17 protein-coding genes and 1 pseudogene are annotated in these 17,749 nt (G+C 69.2%); 10 read left to right on the top strand and 8 right to left on the bottom strand.

Annotation, left to right across the window (positions count from 1 at the left end):
* Nucleotides 1-96 precede the first annotated feature (96 nt).
* Both ABZ412_RS23125 and ABZ412_RS23120 read right to left on the bottom strand, forming a co-directional pair.
* Nucleotides 97-786 carry a Crp/Fnr family transcriptional regulator gene (locus tag ABZ412_RS23125; protein ID WP_357283710.1) on the bottom strand — a complete coding sequence of 230 codons (690 nt, stop codon included), beginning with the start codon at nt 784-786 and terminating at the stop codon, nt 97-99.
* A 159-nt stretch (nt 787-945) separates the two neighbouring features.
* Nucleotides 946-1,851: a glycine betaine ABC transporter substrate-binding protein gene (locus tag ABZ412_RS23120; protein WP_357283366.1), complete on the bottom strand. Its 906-nt coding sequence runs from the start codon at nt 1,849-1,851 to the stop codon at nt 946-948.
* 404 nt (nt 1,852-2,255) lie between these two features.
* Here ABZ412_RS23120 and ABZ412_RS23115 point away from each other — a divergent pair, with 404 nt between their 5' ends.
* The 8 genes from ABZ412_RS23115 to ABZ412_RS23080 all read left to right on the top strand — a co-directional run bounded on the left by ABZ412_RS23115 (nt 2,256) and on the right by ABZ412_RS23080 (nt 8,641).
* On the top strand, nt 2,256-3,152 hold the full coding sequence (locus ABZ412_RS23115; RefSeq protein ID WP_357283707.1) for an ABC transporter substrate-binding protein: 897 nt from the start codon (nt 2,256-2,258) through the stop codon (nt 3,150-3,152).
* A 16-nt stretch (nt 3,153-3,168) separates the two neighbouring features.
* Nucleotides 3,169-4,314: an ATP-binding cassette domain-containing protein gene (locus ABZ412_RS23110; protein WP_357283363.1), complete on the top strand. Its 1,146-nt coding sequence runs from the start codon at nt 3,169-3,171 to the stop codon at nt 4,312-4,314.
* Complete coding sequence (locus ABZ412_RS23105; protein WP_357283360.1) at nt 4,311-4,952, top strand: ABC transporter permease; 642 nt, start codon at nt 4,311-4,313, stop codon at nt 4,950-4,952. Before ABZ412_RS23110 ends, ABZ412_RS23105 begins: the two co-directional genes overlap by 4 nt.
* Nucleotides 4,949-5,659: an ABC transporter permease gene (locus ABZ412_RS23100; RefSeq protein ID WP_357283705.1), complete on the top strand. Its 711-nt coding sequence runs from the start codon at nt 4,949-4,951 to the stop codon at nt 5,657-5,659. The genes ABZ412_RS23105 and ABZ412_RS23100 overlap by 4 nt, the downstream gene beginning before the upstream one ends.
* A 50-nt stretch (nt 5,660-5,709) precedes the next feature.
* Nucleotides 5,710-6,132 carry a CBS domain-containing protein gene (locus tag ABZ412_RS23095; protein WP_357283357.1) on the top strand — a complete coding sequence of 141 codons (423 nt, stop codon included), beginning with the start codon at nt 5,710-5,712 and terminating at the stop codon, nt 6,130-6,132.
* Nucleotides 6,133-6,192: 60 nt separating this feature from the next.
* Nucleotides 6,193-6,864: a response regulator transcription factor gene (locus ABZ412_RS23090; protein WP_357283354.1), complete on the top strand. Its 672-nt coding sequence runs from the start codon at nt 6,193-6,195 to the stop codon at nt 6,862-6,864.
* Entirely contained in the window at nt 6,861-8,213 is a 1,353-nt protein-coding gene (locus ABZ412_RS23085; protein ID WP_357283352.1) for a HAMP domain-containing sensor histidine kinase, read from the top strand. The genes ABZ412_RS23090 and ABZ412_RS23085 overlap by 4 nt, the downstream gene beginning before the upstream one ends.
* A 92-nt stretch (nt 8,214-8,305) precedes the next feature.
* Nucleotides 8,306-8,641 carry a hemophore-related protein gene (locus tag ABZ412_RS23080; protein ID WP_357087298.1) on the top strand — a complete coding sequence of 112 codons (336 nt, stop codon included), beginning with the start codon at nt 8,306-8,308 and terminating at the stop codon, nt 8,639-8,641.
* 60 nt (nt 8,642-8,701) lie between these two features.
* On the opposite strand, the gene ABZ412_RS23075 is transcribed toward ABZ412_RS23080, so the two are convergent.
* Nucleotides 8,702-9,493: a hypothetical protein gene (locus tag ABZ412_RS23075; RefSeq protein WP_357283350.1), complete on the bottom strand. Its 792-nt coding sequence runs from the start codon at nt 9,491-9,493 to the stop codon at nt 8,702-8,704.
* Nucleotides 9,494-9,611: 118 nt separating this feature from the next.
* On the opposite strand from ABZ412_RS23075, the gene ABZ412_RS23070 reads away from it, so the two are divergent.
* Both ABZ412_RS23070 and ABZ412_RS23065 read left to right on the top strand, forming a co-directional pair.
* Nucleotides 9,612-10,226 carry a TetR-like C-terminal domain-containing protein gene (locus tag ABZ412_RS23070; RefSeq protein WP_357283347.1) on the top strand — a complete coding sequence of 205 codons (615 nt, stop codon included), beginning with the start codon at nt 9,612-9,614 and terminating at the stop codon, nt 10,224-10,226.
* Between the two features lie 180 nt (nt 10,227-10,406).
* A complete protein-coding gene (locus ABZ412_RS23065) occupies nt 10,407-11,270 on the top strand; it encodes an Ig-like domain-containing protein (RefSeq protein ID WP_357283345.1) in 864 nt (287 codons plus the stop codon).
* A 22-nt stretch (nt 11,271-11,292) separates the two neighbouring features.
* Here ABZ412_RS23065 and ABZ412_RS23060 read toward each other — a convergent pair.
* From ABZ412_RS23060 to ABZ412_RS23040, 5 genes and pseudogenes are all read right to left on the bottom strand, one after another.
* Nucleotides 11,293-11,938: pseudogene (locus tag ABZ412_RS23060) on the bottom strand (response regulator transcription factor).
* Entirely contained in the window at nt 11,935-13,104 is a 1,170-nt protein-coding gene (locus ABZ412_RS23055; protein ID WP_357283343.1) for a histidine kinase, read from the bottom strand. The pseudogene ABZ412_RS23060 and the gene ABZ412_RS23055 overlap by 4 nt, the downstream one beginning before the upstream one ends.
* Nucleotides 13,105-13,230: 126 nt before the next feature.
* On the bottom strand, nt 13,231-14,439 hold the full coding sequence (locus ABZ412_RS23050) for an NADP-dependent malic enzyme (protein WP_357283342.1): 1,209 nt from the start codon (nt 14,437-14,439) through the stop codon (nt 13,231-13,233).
* Between the two features lie 477 nt (nt 14,440-14,916).
* Nucleotides 14,917-16,473, bottom strand: a complete 1,557-nt coding sequence (locus tag ABZ412_RS23045) for an FAD-binding protein (RefSeq protein WP_357283341.1) — start codon at nt 16,471-16,473, stop codon at nt 14,917-14,919.
* A gap of 314 nt (nt 16,474-16,787) precedes the next feature.
* Entirely contained in the window at nt 16,788-17,642 is an 855-nt protein-coding gene (locus tag ABZ412_RS23040; RefSeq protein WP_357283340.1) for a PHP domain-containing protein, read from the bottom strand.
* Nucleotides 17,643-17,749 lie beyond the last annotated feature (107 nt).

Genomic DNA, 17,749 nt, shown 5'->3' with positions numbered 1-17,749 from the left:
GCATCGGTCACCTCCCGTGGGTCGTGCCCCGAACCGGATGGTGGGGAGACTTCTTCCCGAGAGTCGCACGCGCCGGATGCGAGCACGCCTGAAAAATCAGGTCACCCGGGCGTCTTTCACGAAAACATCCGTCAACTCGGCTGCCCGCCGCAGGTTTTCGAGATCACGGACGATGACGTGCCGCTTCATCAGGCACACGGAACCGTCCGCGCCCAGTTCCTTCATCGCCTTGCCCACCGCGTCCACCCGCGCCCCGACCAGATTGCCCAGCTCCTCGTAGGACAGCCGCACGGTGAGCTCCCACCCCGACTCCACCCGCCGACCGTACGATTCGACGAACTCGACGAGCAGGCGCGCCAGCCGCACCCGCACCTGATGGTCGCCGAAATCCAGGCGGCGCTGATCCGACCAGGCCAGCCGGTCGGCCAGGGAACGGCACAGCACCAGGGAACCGTCGTGATGGGTTTCCAGGAAGGTCATGAACGCCGTGCCCGGGATGCGGTGCACGATGGTGGGCGTGCACACGATCGCGGTGTTGGAGCGCAGCGAATCCGGCACCAGCGCACCGAGTTCACCGATCACGTCACCGCTGACCCGGATCGCGAGCAGCCGGCCGTCGGCCGTGGTGATCTTCACGCACGCCGACACCGAGCGGTCGCGCGAGCGCAGCAGATACACCATGCTGCCGGGATCGCCCTGCCGCATGAGAACCGTGCCCGGCGGGCCGTACGTCCGCGTCCCGAGCCGGAGCAGCGACCTCCGGGATCGCGGGCACAGCCGCTCCATGAAAGTGCCTGTGGGCCAAGGCCAATTGCCCAGATGATCGTCGCCAGGTGAGTTCACCGTCGTATCCAGTTCCGTACCGCCGTTGGAAGCTGCCCCCGAACCCTCCACGGTAAGCGACCGAAAGGGTTTGTGGCACAGCGCGGCGATGGCGGACCCGAATCAGAGGGCGTGGGCGTCGAGCCAGGTTCGGGCCACGGCGGAGGGGATGGCGTTCTGGTCGCGGATCTGGTGGACCATGTCGGCGAGCTCGGTGGTGGTGAGTTCGCCTGCCACGTAGTTGAGTTTGCGGAGCTGAGGGTCGGTGAGGGCGGACTTGCGGAGGATGGGGGCGACCATGGCGGCGCGGAAGGCGTAGTCGGGGTCGGCCAGGGCGGTGAGGTCGGCGCCGTCGCCGGGGAGGAAGGCGGCGGGGCCGGGGAGGACGGCCAGCTGGATCTCACCTTCGGAGAGGGCTTTTCGGAGGTCGGCGGGGGTGGTGAAGGTGACCGTGCGGGTGATGGCGCAGTGGTAGGTGGCGCGCAGGGGGGTGAGGACGTCGCGGTCCGGGTCGAGGGGGGCGCGCTGGGCGTCCACCGGGGCGCCGGTGTCGATGCCGACGATGAGGTCGTCGCAGCGGGGACCGAGGTCCTTCAGGGAGGACGGGAGGGTCGTGGGGTGCGCGGCGGAGGCGACCACGGTGGGGCGCAGGTCGGTGCCGTCGGCGGGGTCGGAGGTGGTGATGCCCTGCGGAAGGGCTTTGGCGAGGGCCGCATTCACCGCGTCCGGCTTGGTGACGGTGGCGGTCGAGTCGAGGGCGGTGAGGATGTCGCCGGTGATGTCGCCGAACAGGGCGAGGTCGCCGGAGTCGAGGGCGGCGAGCAGATCGCCGCGGGAACCCACCCGTTCCTCGACGCGGGTGTGCAGGCCGGTGCGGGCCAGCGCGCCCGCGTAGAGTTCGGCGATGATCCGGGACTGGGGCGAATCTCCCGCTCCCACCGTCACAACCGGACCGGTGTCCTTGCCGCCGCAGGCCACCGCGGCCACCGCGATCGCGGTGACGAGCGCGCCCCGGCCCAGTGTTCGCACGGCGCAAACCAATCGGTTGGATCCGGTCCCGGACGTGCGCGCGCGACGCGACGGGCGACGATGGGCGGCGCGACGGCCGAGCGCCTGCGAGGGGTGGGAGTCAGTGCCGGACACGCGCAACAGTCTGCCGCGCCGACCCTCGCGGCGGTGAAACCGGGCCGGACATCGGGCGTGCCGTTTCCGCCGGAAGCGCGAAACCGACCGTAGGTAGGCACCGTTCGCGGGATGAGACGGGCAATATGGGCAGTTAGGTCTGTTCCAGGGGTGGAGACACCCCGCCCGCTGCAGGCATTCCGCTCGGAAGGACGACAGTGCAATCGCTCATCACCACGCGCGCCGATGGCAAGCGCATCTCCCGGACCGTACTCCGAATCCTGGCCGCGTCGGTCGCGCTGGCCGCCGCCATGGCACTGTCCGCCTGTGGCGACAACAAGTCCAATCCGCTCGGTGGGGGCGGCGGCTGCGGCGGCGACGCGAACAAGGTGACCGTCGGGTCCGCCAACTTCCCCGAATCCGAGACCGTGGCCGACGTGTACGCGGAAGCGTTGCGGGCCAATGGGTTCAGCGTCGACGCCAAACTCAATATCGGCAGCCGTGAAGCGTACGTGCCCGCGTTGAAGCAGTGCGCCATCGACCTGATCCCGGACTACACCGGGAATCTGCTGCAATACCTGGACAAATCGAGCACCGCCACGACGCCCGACGAGGTGAACGCCGCACTCGCCAAGGCGCTCGGCGATCAGCTCGCCATCGGCACCCCCGCACCCGGCGAGGACTCCGACGCCGTCGTCGTCACCAAGGCGACCGCCGAGAAATGGAATCTCACCAGCATCGCCGACCTGGCCGCGCACTCGGCCGAGGTGAAACTGGCCGCGCCCGCGGAATTCTCCGAACGGCCGGGCGGGCTACCCGGCCTGAAGAAGAACTACCGACTCGACATCGCCGCCGCCAACTTCGTGCCGATCGCCGACGGCGGCGGCCCCGCCACCGTGAAGGCGCTGACCGACGGCCAGGTCACCGCCGCCGACATCTTCACCACCTCCCCCGCCATCGCCGCCAACAACCTGGTGGTGCTGACCGACCCCAAGCACAACTTCCCGCCGCAGAACGTGGTGCCGCTCTATAACACCGCCAAGAAGAGCGACAAGCTGACCAAGGTGCTCGACGCGACGTCCGCGAAACTCACCACCGCCGAGCTCATCTCGCTCAATACCGCCGTCTCCGGCAGCAGCAAGACCGAACCGGCCGCCGCCGCCCGCCAGTGGGTCGCCGCGCGGGGGCTCGACAAGCCGATCGCGTAAGGAGAGGCGGAACACGGTGTCCGACATCGAATTCACCGGCGTCAGCAAGACCTACCCGGACGGCACCACCGCCGTCCACGACCTGAGCCTGCGCATCGAATCCGGGTCGTTCACCGTGTTCGTGGGACCGTCCGGCTGCGGCAAGACCACCTCCATGCGCATGATCAACCGGATGATCAGCCCCAGCCGCGGCACCATCACCGTAGGTGGACAGGACATCTCCCGTGTCGACCCCGTCGAACTGCGGCTCGGCATCGGGTACGTGATCCAGAGCGCGGGCCTGCTGCCGCACCGCACCGTCGTCGACAATGTGGCCACCGTGCCGGTGCTGCGCGGGCAGTCCCGGCGCGCGGCCCGGCAGGCGGCGCTGGAGGTGATGGACCGCGTCGGACTGGATCGCGGTCTGGCGCAACGCTATCCGGCGCAACTCTCCGGCGGCCAGCAGCAGCGCGTCGGCGTCGCCCGGGCGCTGGCCGCCGACCCGCCCATCCTGCTCATGGACGAGCCGTTCAGCGCCGTCGACCCCGTCGTGCGCACCGAACTCCAGAACGAGATGCTGCGGTTGCAGGCCGAACTGCACAAGACCATCGTCTTCGTCACCCACGACATCGACGAGGCCATCAAACTCGGCGACCACATCGCCGTCTTCGGACCCGGCGGGCGCCTGCAACAACACGACGTCCCGCAGACCGTACTCGCCCGGCCCGCAACCGATTTCGTGGCCGGCTTCGTGGGCCGCGACCGCGGCTACCGCGAACTGTCCTTCCGGCCCGCCGACGCCGTACCCCTGCACGACCTCTCCACCGTCTCCCCCGAACAGGTGCCCGGCATCCGGTTGGACGAGGGCGAATGGCGGCTCGTCATCGACGAGGCCAAGAAGCCCATGGGCTGGATCGACACCACCGGCGTGGAAGGCGTCCGCGCCGGGCACGCGCTCGCCGACAGCATGGCCTCGGGCGGCTCCCTGTTCCCACCCGGCGGCGACCTGCGCCAGGCACTCGACGCCACCATCTCCTCGCCGGCGGAAATCGGTGTCGCCGTGGACGATTCCGGCGGCGTGCGCGGTGCCATCTACGCCCGCGACGTGCTCGAACAGCTACACCGGCAGCGCACCGCCGAGGACGCCGAACGCAATCGGGTCTTCTTCGAGGAGACCACGTGAAGTACCTGCTGGACAATTTCGGCGAGATCGCCGGATACGCCCGCACCCACCTGTGGCTGGCGCTGCTGCCGCTGGCGCTCGGACTGGTGATCGCGATCCCGGCGGGTGCGCTCGCGCACCGGGCGCGCTGGCTGCGGCGGATCACCACCACCGCGGCCGGGATCGCCTACACGATTCCGTCGCTGGCATTGTTCGTGATCCTGCCGCCGCTGCTCGGCATCGGGGTCATCGATCCACTGAATGTCGTTATCGCCCTGACCATCTACTCGGTCGCGCTGCTGGTGACGGCGGTTCCGGCGGCGCTGGACTCGGTGCCCGACGCCACCCTCGACGCTGCCGACGCCATCGGCTACCCGCGCTGGCGGCGGGTGCTCACCGTCGACTTCCCGCTCGCGCTGCCCGTCTTCCTCGCCAACCTGCGAGTCGTCGCCGTCACCAATATCTCGATGGTGACCGTCGGCGCGCTGATCGGGGTGGGCGGGCTCGGCAAGCTGTTCACGCAGGGATATCAGCGTGACTATCCGGACGAGATCGTGGCGGGCGTCATCGTCGTACTGGTGCTGGCCTTGATCGTGGACCGGGCGCTGTACCTGCTGGGCAAGGTGGCGACGCCGTGGCTGAAAGGGGCTGCACGGTGAACCTTTTCGTGGACGCCTGGCACTTCCTCACCGACGGCGCGAACTGGTCCGGGCCCGCCGGGATCGGGCGGCGGCTGCTCGAACACCTCTGGTACAGCCTGCTGGCCGTGGGACTCTCGGCCGTGATCGCGGTGCCGATCGGACTGCTGATCGGGCACACCCGGCGCGGATCGGCGCTCATCGTCGGGTTCGCGAACTCCATGCGCGCCCTGCCGACCCTGGGCGTGCTCACCTTCGTGGTGCTGCTCATGGGGTTGGGGCTCACCCCGCCGCTGCTGGCGCTGCTCACCGTCGGCATTCCGCCGCTGCTGGCGGGCGCGTACGCGGGCATCGCGAACGTGGACCCGATCGTGGTCGACGCCTCCCGCGCCATGGGCATGAGCGAGCCGCGGGTGCTGCTTCGCGTCGAACTCCCCAACGCGCTGCCGGTGCTGCTCAGCGGCCTGCGCGCGGCCACCCTGCAGGTAGTGGCGACCGCGACCATCGCCGCCTACGTGAACCTGGGCGGGCTGGGCCGGTACATCTTCGACGGCATCAGCCTCTACCGGTACGACAAGGTGTTGGTCGGCGCGATCCTGGTGGCCGCGCTGGCGCTCGCCCTGGACGGGCTACTGGCCTTCGTGGTGTGGCTGAGCGCGCCCGGGACCGGACGATTCGCCCAGCTCACCGCCCGGATCCGAAACAGGCGCATTGACCTTCCGGTGTGATCGGGGTCACGATGTCTCGTGGCACACCCATCCGAGACAGGAGGTTCGCAGTGAAGGCTCGCGACATCATGCACCGGAATGCGGAATGCATCCCCGCTGATGAGACGCTCGACCGCGCCGCCCAGATGATGCGCAACATGGACGTCGGCGCCCTGCCGATCTGTGACGGCGACCAGATGATCGGCATGCTCACCGACCGCGACATCGTGGTCAACTGCATCGCCATGGGACACGATCCGGGCAAGGTCCGCGCCGGAGACCTGGCCCAGGGCCGGGTGTGGTCGGTGGACGTCGACACCGACCTCGGCACCGTCCTGGACGTCATGGAGCAGAACCAGATCAAACGCATGCCGGTCCTCGACATGCGCAAGGGCAACAAGCTCGCGGGCATGATCTGCGAATCCGACCTCGCCAAGAACGTCAGCGACAAGCAGCTCGCCACGTTCATCAGTGCCGTGGCGGTGCCGCACTAAATCCACGGGAAGCGTCCCGGTTCGCAGCGGATTCACAGGCAGCGACCGGAGAATTGCCGGGTGCAACCGGGACGCATTCTTGTCATCGAAGACGCCGAGGCCATTCGCGCCGCGGTCGGAGCCGGGCTCACCGCCGCCGGGCACGACGTGCTCGCGCGAGGCGACGGCGCGCTGCTGGAACAAGACCTCACCCGCTACCGGCCCGACGTGGTGGTGCTCGACGTCGGACTGCCCGGGCGGGACGGGTTCGCGCTACTCGAAGCGGTGCGGGCGCGCTCCGCGGCGGGGGTGGTCATGCTCACCGCCCGCGACGGCGTCGAGGACCGGGTCCGGGGGCTGCGCGCCGGATCCGACGACTACCTGGTGAAGCCGTTCGACCTCACCGAACTCGTGGCACGCGTGGACGCGCTGCTGCGGCGAATGGGGAAACTCCAGCGCCGCACCGTGATCGGCGACCTCGAGGTGACCGTGGACACCGGCACCGCGCGCCGGGGCGGACAGGAACTCACGCTCACCGCGACCGAGTTCAAGCTGCTCGCGTATCTGGCCGCGCAACGGGATCGCGTGGTGACCAAGACCCAGATCCTCACGGCGGTGTGGGGATACGAGGATTACGACCCGAACCTGGTCGAGGTGCACGTCAGCGCGCTGCGTCGCAAGCTCGAGGAACACGGGGAGCGGGTCGTGCACACGGTGCGCGGGCTGGGCTACACCCTGCGGGCGCCGAAGTGAATACGGTCTCGCTGCGTGGGCGGGTAACCCTCACCGCCGCACTGGTTTCCGGCATCGTGCTGGTGCTGGTCGCGCTGAGCGTGCACGCGTTGTTCGGGCTGGTCGTCAACCGCAGCGAGAACACGGTGCTCACCGACCGGGCGCAGCTGGCCCGCGAGCTCGCGCAGAACGGGGTGACACCGGAAGATCTCATCGCCCACGTCGACACCCGATCCGTGCGGGTGCGGCTCGTGCTCGCCGACGGCCGCACCTTCGGCAGCCTCGATCACCGGCTCGCCGAGGACAGCACCACCAAGACCCGCCTCATCCGATTGACCGGGTCCGGCGCGCTCGACGGCGGCCGGCTCACCCTGCAGATCGACACTCCCCTGCTGGCTCGGGTGCAGTCGCGGCTGGGCGTGCTGCTGACCGTCGCCACCACCTCCGCCATCGCGATCATCTCCCTCGCGCTCTGGTTCGGGGTGCGCCGCGCCCTCGAACCACTCGACGCCATGACCCGGCTCGCCCGCGATATCGCCCGCGGTCACCTCGGACGACGGCTCGAACCCTCCCGCACCGACACCGAATTGGGGCGCACGGCCGCGGCATTCGACGAAATGCTGGACGCGCTGGAAGGGGCGTTGCGCGACACCGCGGCCGCCGAGGCCCGGGCTCGCGCCTCCGAACAGCAGATCCGCGCATTCGTCGGGGACGCCGCCCACGAGTTGCGCACACCCATCACCGGGGTCCGCTCGCTCGCCGAAGCGGTCCTGCAACAACCCACCGACACCGATCCCGAGGATCGACAGCGCATGCTGCTCCTGCTGGTCCGTGAAACGCATCGCGCGGGCAGGCTGGTCGATGACCTGCTCGACCTGGCGCGCATCGACGCCGGGCTCCAACTCCGGCGCGAACCCGTGGACCTGCGCGCACTCGCCGCCGCCCAGCTCGACAGCATGCGAATGCTGTACCCGGACACCGAATTCCGTCTCACCGGCGACGCCGTCACCGTCTCCGCCGATCCCGAACGGATCACGCAGATCCTCACCAATCTGCTGAGCAACGCCTGCCAGGCCATGCGCGACCACGGCTCGGCCACCGTCGACGTGCGACGGTCCGAATCCGGTTCCAGCACAGTCGAACTGACCGTCTCCGACACCGGGCCCGGCATCCCCGCCGCAGCCCGCGAACGCGTCTTCGACCGCCTGGTCCGCCTCGACTCCGCCCGCGACACCCGTCCCGACGGGTCCGGTCTCGGCCTGGCCATCGCGCGCGGTCTCGCCCGCGCCCACGGCGGCGACCTGGCCTGTATCGCCCCCGAGTCCCGCGGCGCGCAGGGCGCGGTCTTTCGTCTCACCCTCCCCGCCTGAAGATCACCTGAAGAAGCCCGCCGGCTTCAGGGAGGCTTCAGGTTCGGCGGGCAGATTCGACGGCGAACCCACCCACACAACCTGGAGTGAGCATGAAACGCACCCTCGCCGTGGCCCTCGCCGGAGCCGCCGGAGCCGCCGCCATCGCCCTCGCGATCCCGGGCACCGCCTCCGCCGACACCCCCACCTGCGGCCCCGCCGCCGCGGCCGCCGCGCGCGCCGACTCCGCCCCCAAGGTCGCCGCCTACCTGGCCGCGCATCCCGATGTCGCCGCCGAGATCGCCAAGGTCAAGGCGCTGCCGAAGGATCAGCGGCGGGCGGAGCTGAAGGCCTGGCGCGAGGCCAACCCGCAGCAGGCGCAGGATCTGAAGGCGGCGCGCCAGGCCGTCATCGACTACCACAAGGCTTGCGGCAAGCAGCACAAGTAGTCGGTCATCGCGTGTGGGGCCCGGTCGAAACGACCGGGCCCCACACGCGTTTCGGGACTTCTACACCGTCGCGGCCACGGGTGCGGCCGCGATCACCCAGTTGCTGAACTCCGCGGCCAGATGCCACCGATGCTGCCGGATGAACCTCCCGGGCAGGCTCGCCGGAAACTGAACGGTGAGAAGCGCATTCAAAGCGCCGCCCCGATCGCCGAACTGATGGCGGACGCCGCCGATGACCACACCATCATCGAGAACCGCTTGCCCCGCGATCTGAATCGGATATCGCGGGTCGACCGGAACGGTCAGGGCATCGGTCGTGGTGTAGTCGACCAGGAACCGCGTCGGCATCGGCGATCCGCCGGTGGTCTCGACGACTTCCTGCCGTCCGTCGGGCAGCCCTCGGAGCAGATAGTGATCCGGGCAGGCGTCGACCATCTCGGCCTCACGGTTGTCGACGACCAGGTTCTCGAACCACGCGGCGAACCGTTCCGCGGAGTAGCCCGGGACCTCCAGACGAATCACGGAGTGTTTCGTCCGGCCCCGGCTCATCGCCATCCCAACGCGAGCCATCCGCTCCGACATGACCAGATCCCGCTCGAGCAGCGCGTAGATCCCGGCATGCCCGAGTCGAATCTTCAAGTCCGTCAACGTGACTCGCTGCCCAGAGAGGGGCGCGTCGAGCAACTCCGCCATCGTGCGATCCGGCAGCAGTTCAGCGACAGCACGCTCCCCGAGCCGGGAGGCGAGCTTTCTCAGAACAGCACCGGCACGCCGCGATTCCCACGCCCGCACCTGATCTCGCGTGATCCGCCGTCCCCCCAGGTCCGCACGAATCTCGATGGGCTCGGCCATATCGTGTCCTCTCATCCCCATCCTTAACGCAAGCGAACCTAGCATTAAGCCCGGTTCGAGGGGAATGCTAAAGCCAGGATTGTTAGCTTTCAATCTCGGAACCTGTTATGAACAGGGCATGGACCAGCCCGGAGACCGCGACAACCCGGACTCGAGCCCCCGCCGCAGGACCGGAGGCCGATCCGCGCGAGTCCGCCAGGCCATTCTCGCCGCCACCCTCGATCAGATAGCCGACAACGGCGTCGAGGGCCTGACCATCACCGCGGTAGCCGCCCGAGCCGCCGTCGCCGAAACCACCATCTACCGCCGCTGGGGCACCCGCACCGCCCTCATCGCCGACGCCGTCACCGAACTGGCCGCCGAAGCCAACCCCATCCCCGACACCGGCACCCTCCACGACGACCTCCACCACCTGGCCGCCCAGATCTCCGCCCTCATCACCCGCCCCGGCATCTCCCGCCTGCTCGGCACCGCCCTCGCCCTCTCCCCCGACCCGGAAGTATCAGCCGCCCGCGATCACTTCTGGACCACCCGCTTCACCCAGAGCGCCGCCATCGTCCACCGCGCGATCGCCCGCGGCGACCTCCCACCCCACACCAACCCCCACGACCTCATCGAAACCCTCTCCGCCCCCCTCTATTTCCGGCTCCTCACCGGCAACCAGCCCCTCGACCCCCCTTTCATCGCCCGCTGCATCGCCCACACCATCACCCTCTACGCCACCCCGAAATAGCCGGGGTGGGCACGCCGCAGATGGTCGTTTGACCAGGAAACGGATGATCGAAGGCCCATCTGACATGGGTTCATTTCGGAATTGGGTCCATAGAAGTAAACGGCGTGATCTAATTCCGCCAACTCGGGTGAATCCTGCCTCGATGACGATATCGAGGGCGCCCGGTGCGTGGGAGAAACGATGGTGGACAGAAGTATGCAGCGGGCGGCCGGGTCGGTTGCCGCGTTTGCGGTGGCGGCCGGGTTCGCGGTCGCGGCGATGCCCGGCATGGCCTCGGCCGCGTCCGGAACGGTGACCTGGAACGACGGGAACAGCAAGTTCACCCGGACGGTGTCCAACACCAACCCGATCGCCGGCGAGGTCGTGACCGTGTCGACGAAGTTCGAGCGGACCGGCATCCCGGTGGAGTACATCTACTCGATCAAGGATGAGCACCCGACCTGCCTGACCCCGGTCGCGGGCTCGGCCAAGATGGGCGGCGACCAGGTCTCCATCGACACCACGCCGGACGCCGTCAGCGCCTCGTTCAGCATCGTCAAATACCCTGTGTACCCGAACATCTCGCCGAAGTCGCAGACCTTCGAGGTGCAGTACACCGTGGGCGTCAACTGCGCCCGCGACACCCCGCTGGCGACCTCCATGAGCTACAGCGGTTCCCTGGGCTCGGGCAACTACACCGACAAGGGCCCGGCCATCACCGTGTCCAGCGACGCCGTGTCGACCACCGTGCTCACCGACGTGAGCGGCGCCAAGATCAACACGCCGGTCACCCTGGAGGCCACCGTGTCCCCGGCGGCCGCGGGCGGCACCGTCCAGTTCAAGGCGGGCGACCAGGTCCTCGGCGACATCCCGGTCAACGCGAACGGCAAGGCCACCATCGTGTGGACCCCGGGCGCGGCGGGCTCGTACACCATCGGCGCGAACTTCTCCGGCCGCACCGGCGTGGCCGCCTCGTCGACCACCAAGGTGGTCACCGTCGCCGACGTGACGACCCCCACCCCGACCCCGACCCCCAAGCCGAGCACCGGATCCTTCGGATTCTGATCCCCGCCACGGACTCGGCCGGCTACCGGCCGAGTCCGTGCTGGTGCGCGAACACCACCGCCTGAATGCGATCGCGCACACCGAGTTTGGCGAGCACCCGGGACACGTGCGTCTTGATCGTCTCCTCGCCGACACCCAGCGCGGCCGCGATCTCGCCGTTACTGCGCGCATCCGCCAGCAACAACAGCACCTCCCGTTCCCGGGCGGTCAACTGCGCCAGCGCGGGCGACTCCACCGGCGGTCGCGATGCCGAGCGCGAAACGCGTTGCGAGCCTGCGTGTCATGGACGGGTCGATGACCGCGTCCCCACGCACCGCGACCCGGATCGCGGCCACGAGCTCCTCCGGGGGAAGACTTTTCAGCAGGAATCCGCTCGCGCCCGCCGACAGGGCCCGATGCAGATTCGCCTCGCTGTCGTACGTGGTGAGCAGCAGCACCCGGGTGCCGCCCGCGGCGACGATCGCCTCGGTCGCGGCCAAACCGTCCAGCCTGGGCATGCGGACATCGAGAATCGCCACATCGGGATGCGTGCGAGCGGCCGCCTCGATGGCCGCACGGCCGTCACCCACCTCGGCCACACACTCCAGATCGGGGTGAGCGTCCACCACCGCGCGCAGGCCGGAACGGAAGACCGTGTGATCGTCGGCGATCAGGACCGTGATGCTCATGCGACTCCGATCGGGACGGAAACCCGGATATCCCAACGGGTTCCGGAGGAATCGGAACCGTGGACCACGGTCCCGTCGAACAGTTCGGCACGGCGGCGGATCCCGTCCAGACCGTCCAGACCGCGATGCACATTCACACCCGGCGCTCTGGCCGTGATCGGATTGGTCTCGCGGATCTCCACCGAGCCGGGCCGGTAGACGATTTCGAGCTCGGCCCGCTCGCCGCCATGACGCAGCGCATTGGTCAGCATCTCCTGCACGACCCGATAGAGCATGACGTCGAGCGACTCCGGCAGCACCGGCGCATCCCCCGAGAAGATCACGCCCACAGTCAATCCGGCATCCCGCACCCGGTGCACCAGATCGTCGATATCGGCCAGCCCGGGCTGCCGCTCACCGTCGTCCTCGCGGCCGTGCAGCAGATCCAGCTGCCGCCGCAGATCCACCATCGCCGCCCGGCTACTGGACTCCACCGCATCGACCGACCGGGCCGCCGACTCGGAATCACTGCGCGACAAAGCCATTCGCGCCACTCCCGCATGAATCCCGATCGCGCTCACATGATGCGAGATGACATCGTGCAGATCCCGCGCGATCGCCTCCCGCTCATCGGCCAGCGCCCGATCCAGCGCCGCCCGCTGCTCTTGCCGCCGCAGCCGCTCCCGCTGCTCCAATTCCGCGATATAGGCCCCGCGCGCCGCCGTGTACCGGCCCACCAGCCACGGCACCACCCCCGCCCCGAGCGCCGAGATCACCAGCCGCACAGGATTGTTCGTACCCGCCAGCGCCGCCATCGCGTTCACCGTCAACGCGCCGCCCGCCAGCAGCGTGACGGTCAGCACCGACACCACCCCGCTCAGCCACGCGCCCGCCTGATACCCGGCTACCAGGAACCCGACATCGAAAACCCTGGCGGTGAGCCCGTAATGGTGCGCGAACACCGCCACCGACACCTTCACCACCACCTGCGCCACCGCCACCGCGGCCGCCGTCGCCGCCGGAGCCGCCAGCGCCAGATCCGCGGCCACCGTGGCCACGGTCAGCACGGTGGCCGCCACCGGGGCCAGGCCGAACCCGCCGCACATCACCATCTGCGCGCCGTCCAGCACGGCCGCCACCGCGGCCACCAGCAGCGACTGCCGGGCCAGTGACCTGGTCACATCCATGGCCGCACGGTACCGTCCGGACCCCTCCTCCCCCGTGTGGGGGACGACCGAATCCCGCGCCCGCGAACGCGGAAGGGGCGCTTCGTCGATGACGAAGCGCCCCTTCCGGCTCGGTTCAGCGTGCGATTACGCGACACCCTCGGCGCGGGCGGCATTGCCCACGGCCTCGGCGACCGCCGGGGCCACGCGCGGGTCCAGCGGGCTCGGGATGATCTTGTCCGCGGACAGCTCACCGGCGACCACGTTGAAGATCGCCTCGGCCGCGGCCACCTTCATGCCCTCGGTGATGCGGCGGGCGCCGGCATCCAGCGCGCCCTTGAAGACGCCCGGGAAGGCCAGCACGTTGTTGAGCTGGTTCGGGAAGTCGCTGCGGCCGGTGGCCACGATGGACGCGTACTTGGCGGCGACCTCGGGGTGGATCTCCGGGTTCGGGTTCGACATGGCGAACACGATGGATTCCGGCGCCATGGACGCGATGAGCTCCTCGGCGATGGTGCCCGCCGACAGGCCCAGGAACACGTCCGCGCCCGCCAGCGCCTCGGCGGGACCGCCGGTCACATTACGCGGGTTGGTGCGCTCGGCCAGCGCCGTCTTGTACTCGTTCAGGTCGCCACGGTCCCCGCTCACGATGCCCTTGGAGTCGAGCACCACGATGTCGGAAACACCCGCGGCCAGCAGGATGTCGGTGCACGCGACACCGGCCGCGCCAGCGCCCGAGACCACGACCTTCATGCCGGACATGTCGCGGCCCTGCACCGCGGCCGCACCCTTGAGGCCGGCCAGCACCACGATGGCGGTGCCGTGCTGGTCGTCGTGCATGACCGGGCAGTCCAGCGCCTCGATGACGCGCTTCTCGATCTCGAAGCAGCGCGGGGCGGAGATGTCCTCCAGGTTGACCGCGCCGAAGCTCGGGCGCAGGCGGATCAGGGTCTCGACGATCTCGTCGGGGTCCTTGGTGTCCAGCACGAGCGGGATCGAGTCCAGCCCGGCGAACTTCTTGAACAGCGCCGCCTTGCCCTCCATCACCGGCAGCGAGGCGCGCGGGCCGATGTCGCCCAGACCCAACACGGCGGTGCCGTCGGAGACGACGACCACCAGGCGCTCGGCCCAGGTGTAGGTCTTGGCGAGGGACTCGTCCTCGGCGATGCCGAGGCAGACCTTCGCGACGCCCGGGGTGTAGGCGATGGACAGATCCCGCTGGGTCTCCAGCGGTGCGGTGAGTTCGACCGAAAGCTTGCCGCCAAGATGCCCGGCGAAAATTTCTTCCGTGGTGATGTCGGACAGGTTCGCGCCATTGGACGCGGGGGCCTCGGTGGCATTCACTGCTTCAGTCACGGGTGACACGCTTTCACTCCTGATCGGTTCGGACTCAACCGTTTGACGGTTACCGTTCGGTAATAGCTGTTTTTATGGTTTCGGTGCTCATATATATCTTTTCGCCGCGACGTAATGGTCGACGGCGGCACAGATCGTCGAGCGAGAACCGGAGGGGTGTGTCCGGACGAGACAGTCGGGGTGATCCCGGGTGAACCCGCGAGTCGGAGTTCGTGATCACCGAGTGTCCCGGGCCGGGCGGTGGCTGCGGCCGGGATCGGCCCATTCTGCCAGTCGCTGCGACGGGGTGCCAAATCGACCCCGGGTCCGTCGCGTCGCCTCACCATCGTTGAAGAGTAAGTCAGCCGCGTCACGCGCAGGTGAACGGAAACTCGCTGGTGGGAACCCGAACTCGGAGAACTGTCACAACCCGGTCGCGGGGACGGCTGTGAGGTTGCCAAAGGGGCTGCACGACCGATCAGTAACCTACCGCCCGGTTCACGCCGGCGCCGCCTCGGCTACCACGGGTTGCGGTCGTACCCACACGGATTCGAGACCGCCGGAGAGCAACCGTACCCGCCAGTCATTTCCCGCGCCGGGGTGGTCGGTACGCCGATGCATTCCCCGTGTCTCGGTTCGGGCGAGCGCCGAATATTTCGTCCAACGCGCCACCGCGAGCAGCGCCGCGGCCTGCCGGGCCCACAACCGATCGGGACCTTTTCCGCCCAGCGCCAACTCCGCACCCGGCCACAGGCCGTCCAGTTCGCCGATGCTGTCGCGCAGACTGCCGTCACTGCGCCAGTAGCTGCGGCGCAAGGGCAGAGTGTGCTCCTGGACCAGCCCCACCACCGCGCGCGGATCCAGGCGGGACTTGTCCCCCAGGCCCACCCCCGGCACCGGCCGCGCCTTGCCCAGCTTGCGCCGCGACGCCGCGAAACCGGCCGCACCGGCACCCGCCCACACCCCCGACGAAATGGACCACGCGCCGTTCTGGCCACCGAAACCGCTGACCGCGCCGGTGATCGGCTCCCGGGTGGTGACATCCCCCGCGCCGTAGAGGCCCGGCACGGTGGTGGCGCAATCCGGTCCCACCAGGCGCAATCCACCCGTACCGCGCACCGTGCCCTCCAGCACCGCGCCCATCGGCACCTGACCGGTCGGGGTCGGGCCCAGCCGCAGCAGCCCCGCGCGGACCGCCTCGGGCAGCTCGTCCAGCGCGGCATACACCCGCCGGCCATCGGCGATGGCCGCGAAAGCCTGTGCCCGCGAACCGCATCCCTGACCCCACAGCACCGACCGCGATTCGTCGTACAGGGTCGCGAAATGCATGACCTGATCCGAGGCGAAGACCGCCGACACCGGGCGACCCCCGAGCGGCCGGGAATCAGCCACCGGAGCCAGCGAATACGCGTTGGAGAACTCCATGCCCGACAGTTCGGCCCCGGCCTCCGCGCCCATGAGCAGGCCGTCCCCGGTATCCACATCGGTGCCCGCGCCGCCGGAGAGGAACGCGCAGCCGCCGGTCGCCAGCACCACCGCGCGAGCACGAACGATCCAGTTGGGCGACTCGCCGTGCAGCGCCACGCCCGCCGCGCCGGACACCACGCCGTCCTTGTCGGTGATCAGCTGCAATGCCGGATGGTGGTCGAGGATGCGGACCCCCGCGATCACCATGCTGCGCCGCAGCCTGCCCAGATACTTCGCGCCGTCGAGGTAGACCCGCGCCGGACGCTCCGCGTGTTCGCCCTGGAAGCGGAAGCCGCCGTGCACCAGCTGGCCGACCCGCCGATGCGTCTCCTCCAGCACGCGGTACATCCAGTCCGGTTCGCCCAGCCCGCCGCCGTGCGCGAAGTTCTGCCGCACGGCGTCCTCGCGGGCCGCGCCCGACGGGATGTTCCACAGGGTGACCCCGCCCCGCGCCGTCGGCCCGCTGGATCCACAGCGGGCCTTGTCGACGACCAATACCCGCGCGCCCGCGGCGGCCGCGGCAAGGGCGGCCCAGGATCCGGCCGGGCCACCTCCCAGCACCAGCACATCGGCGTCGAATTCGGTCATAACGACAAATGTTCGACGACAGTTCAACTCGCCGCAACCGTTATGCGTATTTCAATTCCACCACTGCGCCCACAGCAGATATCCCGCTATCCCGAAAACTACCAAGCATCCGAAAAAAGCGGCAAAACCTTGACGTCTATCCGCATATATCTGGGCGGCGACAACCGCGAGCGCGGCGGCCACATGCCATGTCACCGACTCCGCTCCGGGGCCCGGAAAACCGCGCCGAGCACCGATGCTCGCGGCCCCGGCGACCGTGACCGCCAACACCACCGTGCCTCCGGCGACGATCCCGCTCAGACCCCGGAACACCTTCACGCGGTGATCACCGGAACCCCACTGGCTTTGCCCACAATTTCCTCGAATTGTGTTGGGTCGGTGGTGAATTCACCGAGCCGAATGGTCTTGTTGGCGCCGTGGTAGTCGGAGGATCCGGTGGTCAGCAGCCCCAGCTCCGCGGCCAGCCCGCGCAGCACCTCACGGTCGGCCTCGCTGTGATCGATGTGGTCGATCTCCAGACCGCCCAGCCCGAACTCGGTCAGCTCGCGAATGTGGTCCAGCGCCAGCAGCCGCCCCCGCTTGCGGGCGCGCGGATGCGCCACCACCGACACCCCGCCCGCCGACGCCACCATCTCGACCGCCCGCCGCAGCGGCGTGTCGGCCTTCTCGACGTAGTACCGGCCGTGCGGGGCCAGCAGATCCTGGAACGCGGCGTCCACCGTCGGCACCACGCCCGCGGCCACCAGCGCCCGGGCCAGATGCGGGCGGCCCGCCGACGGGCCCACCGAGGCCATCACTTCCTCCGGATCGATGGGCAGGCCGTCCGCGGCCATCTGCTCGGCCATGGCGCGCAACCGCACCACCCGCTCGGCGCGCAGCCGCTCCCGCTCCTGCGCGAAGGACTCGTCGGTCGGATCGAACAGGTAGGCCAGCAGGTGCACCGGCACCGGGTAACCGTCCTCGCCGAGCCCCACACACGACATCTCCATGCCCCGGACCAGCGTCAAACCCGGCGGCAAGGCGTCGACGGCCTCGGCCCAGCCGGACGTGGTGTCATGGTCGGTGAGGGCCACCACGTCGAGACCGGCGGCGGCAGCCTTCGCGATCAGTTCGGCCGGGGTGTCCGTGCCGTCGGACGCGTTGGAATGGGTGTGGAGATCGATGCGCACCCCACCTATCTTGCCTGCGGCGCAAACGATCACCCCGACCCGGGACGATTAGCATCGTTGATGTGTCCTCCCTACCGCCGCTGCCCTCGTTCCACTGGCCCGGGCGG

The sequence above is a fragment of the Nocardia sp. NPDC005746 genome, assembly GCF_040630785.1.
Taxonomy (GTDB): Bacteria; Actinomycetota; Actinomycetes; order Mycobacteriales; family Mycobacteriaceae; genus Nocardia.
The sequence above is the reverse complement of the archived record's forward strand: the minus strand, read 5'-3'. Positions and strand labels throughout refer to the sequence as shown.

What these genes read in the sequence shown, in the direction of transcription:
- ABZ412_RS23125 (WP_357283710.1), bottom strand. Translation starts at nt 786, where the DNA reads ATGGAGCGGCTGTGCCCGCGATCCCGGAGGTCGCTGCTCCGGCTCGGG.
- ABZ412_RS23115 (WP_357283707.1), top strand. Translation starts at nt 2,256, where the DNA reads ATGGCACTGTCCGCCTGTGGCGACAACAAGTCCAATCCGCTCGGTGGG.
- ABZ412_RS23080 (WP_357087298.1), top strand. Translation starts at nt 8,306, where the DNA reads ATGAAACGCACCCTCGCCGTGGCCCTCGCCGGAGCCGCCGGAGCCGCC.
- ABZ412_RS23075 (WP_357283350.1), bottom strand. Translation starts at nt 9,493, where the DNA reads ATGGCCGAGCCCATCGAGATTCGTGCGGACCTGGGGGGACGGCGGATC.
- ABZ412_RS23070 (WP_357283347.1), top strand. Translation starts at nt 9,612, where the DNA reads ATGGACCAGCCCGGAGACCGCGACAACCCGGACTCGAGCCCCCGCCGC.
- ABZ412_RS23065 (WP_357283345.1), top strand. Translation starts at nt 10,407, where the DNA reads ATGGTGGACAGAAGTATGCAGCGGGCGGCCGGGTCGGTTGCCGCGTTT.
- ABZ412_RS23055 (WP_357283343.1), bottom strand. Translation starts at nt 13,104, where the DNA reads ATGGATGTGACCAGGTCACTGGCCCGGCAGTCGCTGCTGGTGGCCGCG.
- ABZ412_RS23045 (WP_357283341.1), bottom strand. Translation starts at nt 16,473, where the DNA reads ATGACCGAATTCGACGCCGATGTGCTGGTGCTGGGAGGTGGCCCGGCC.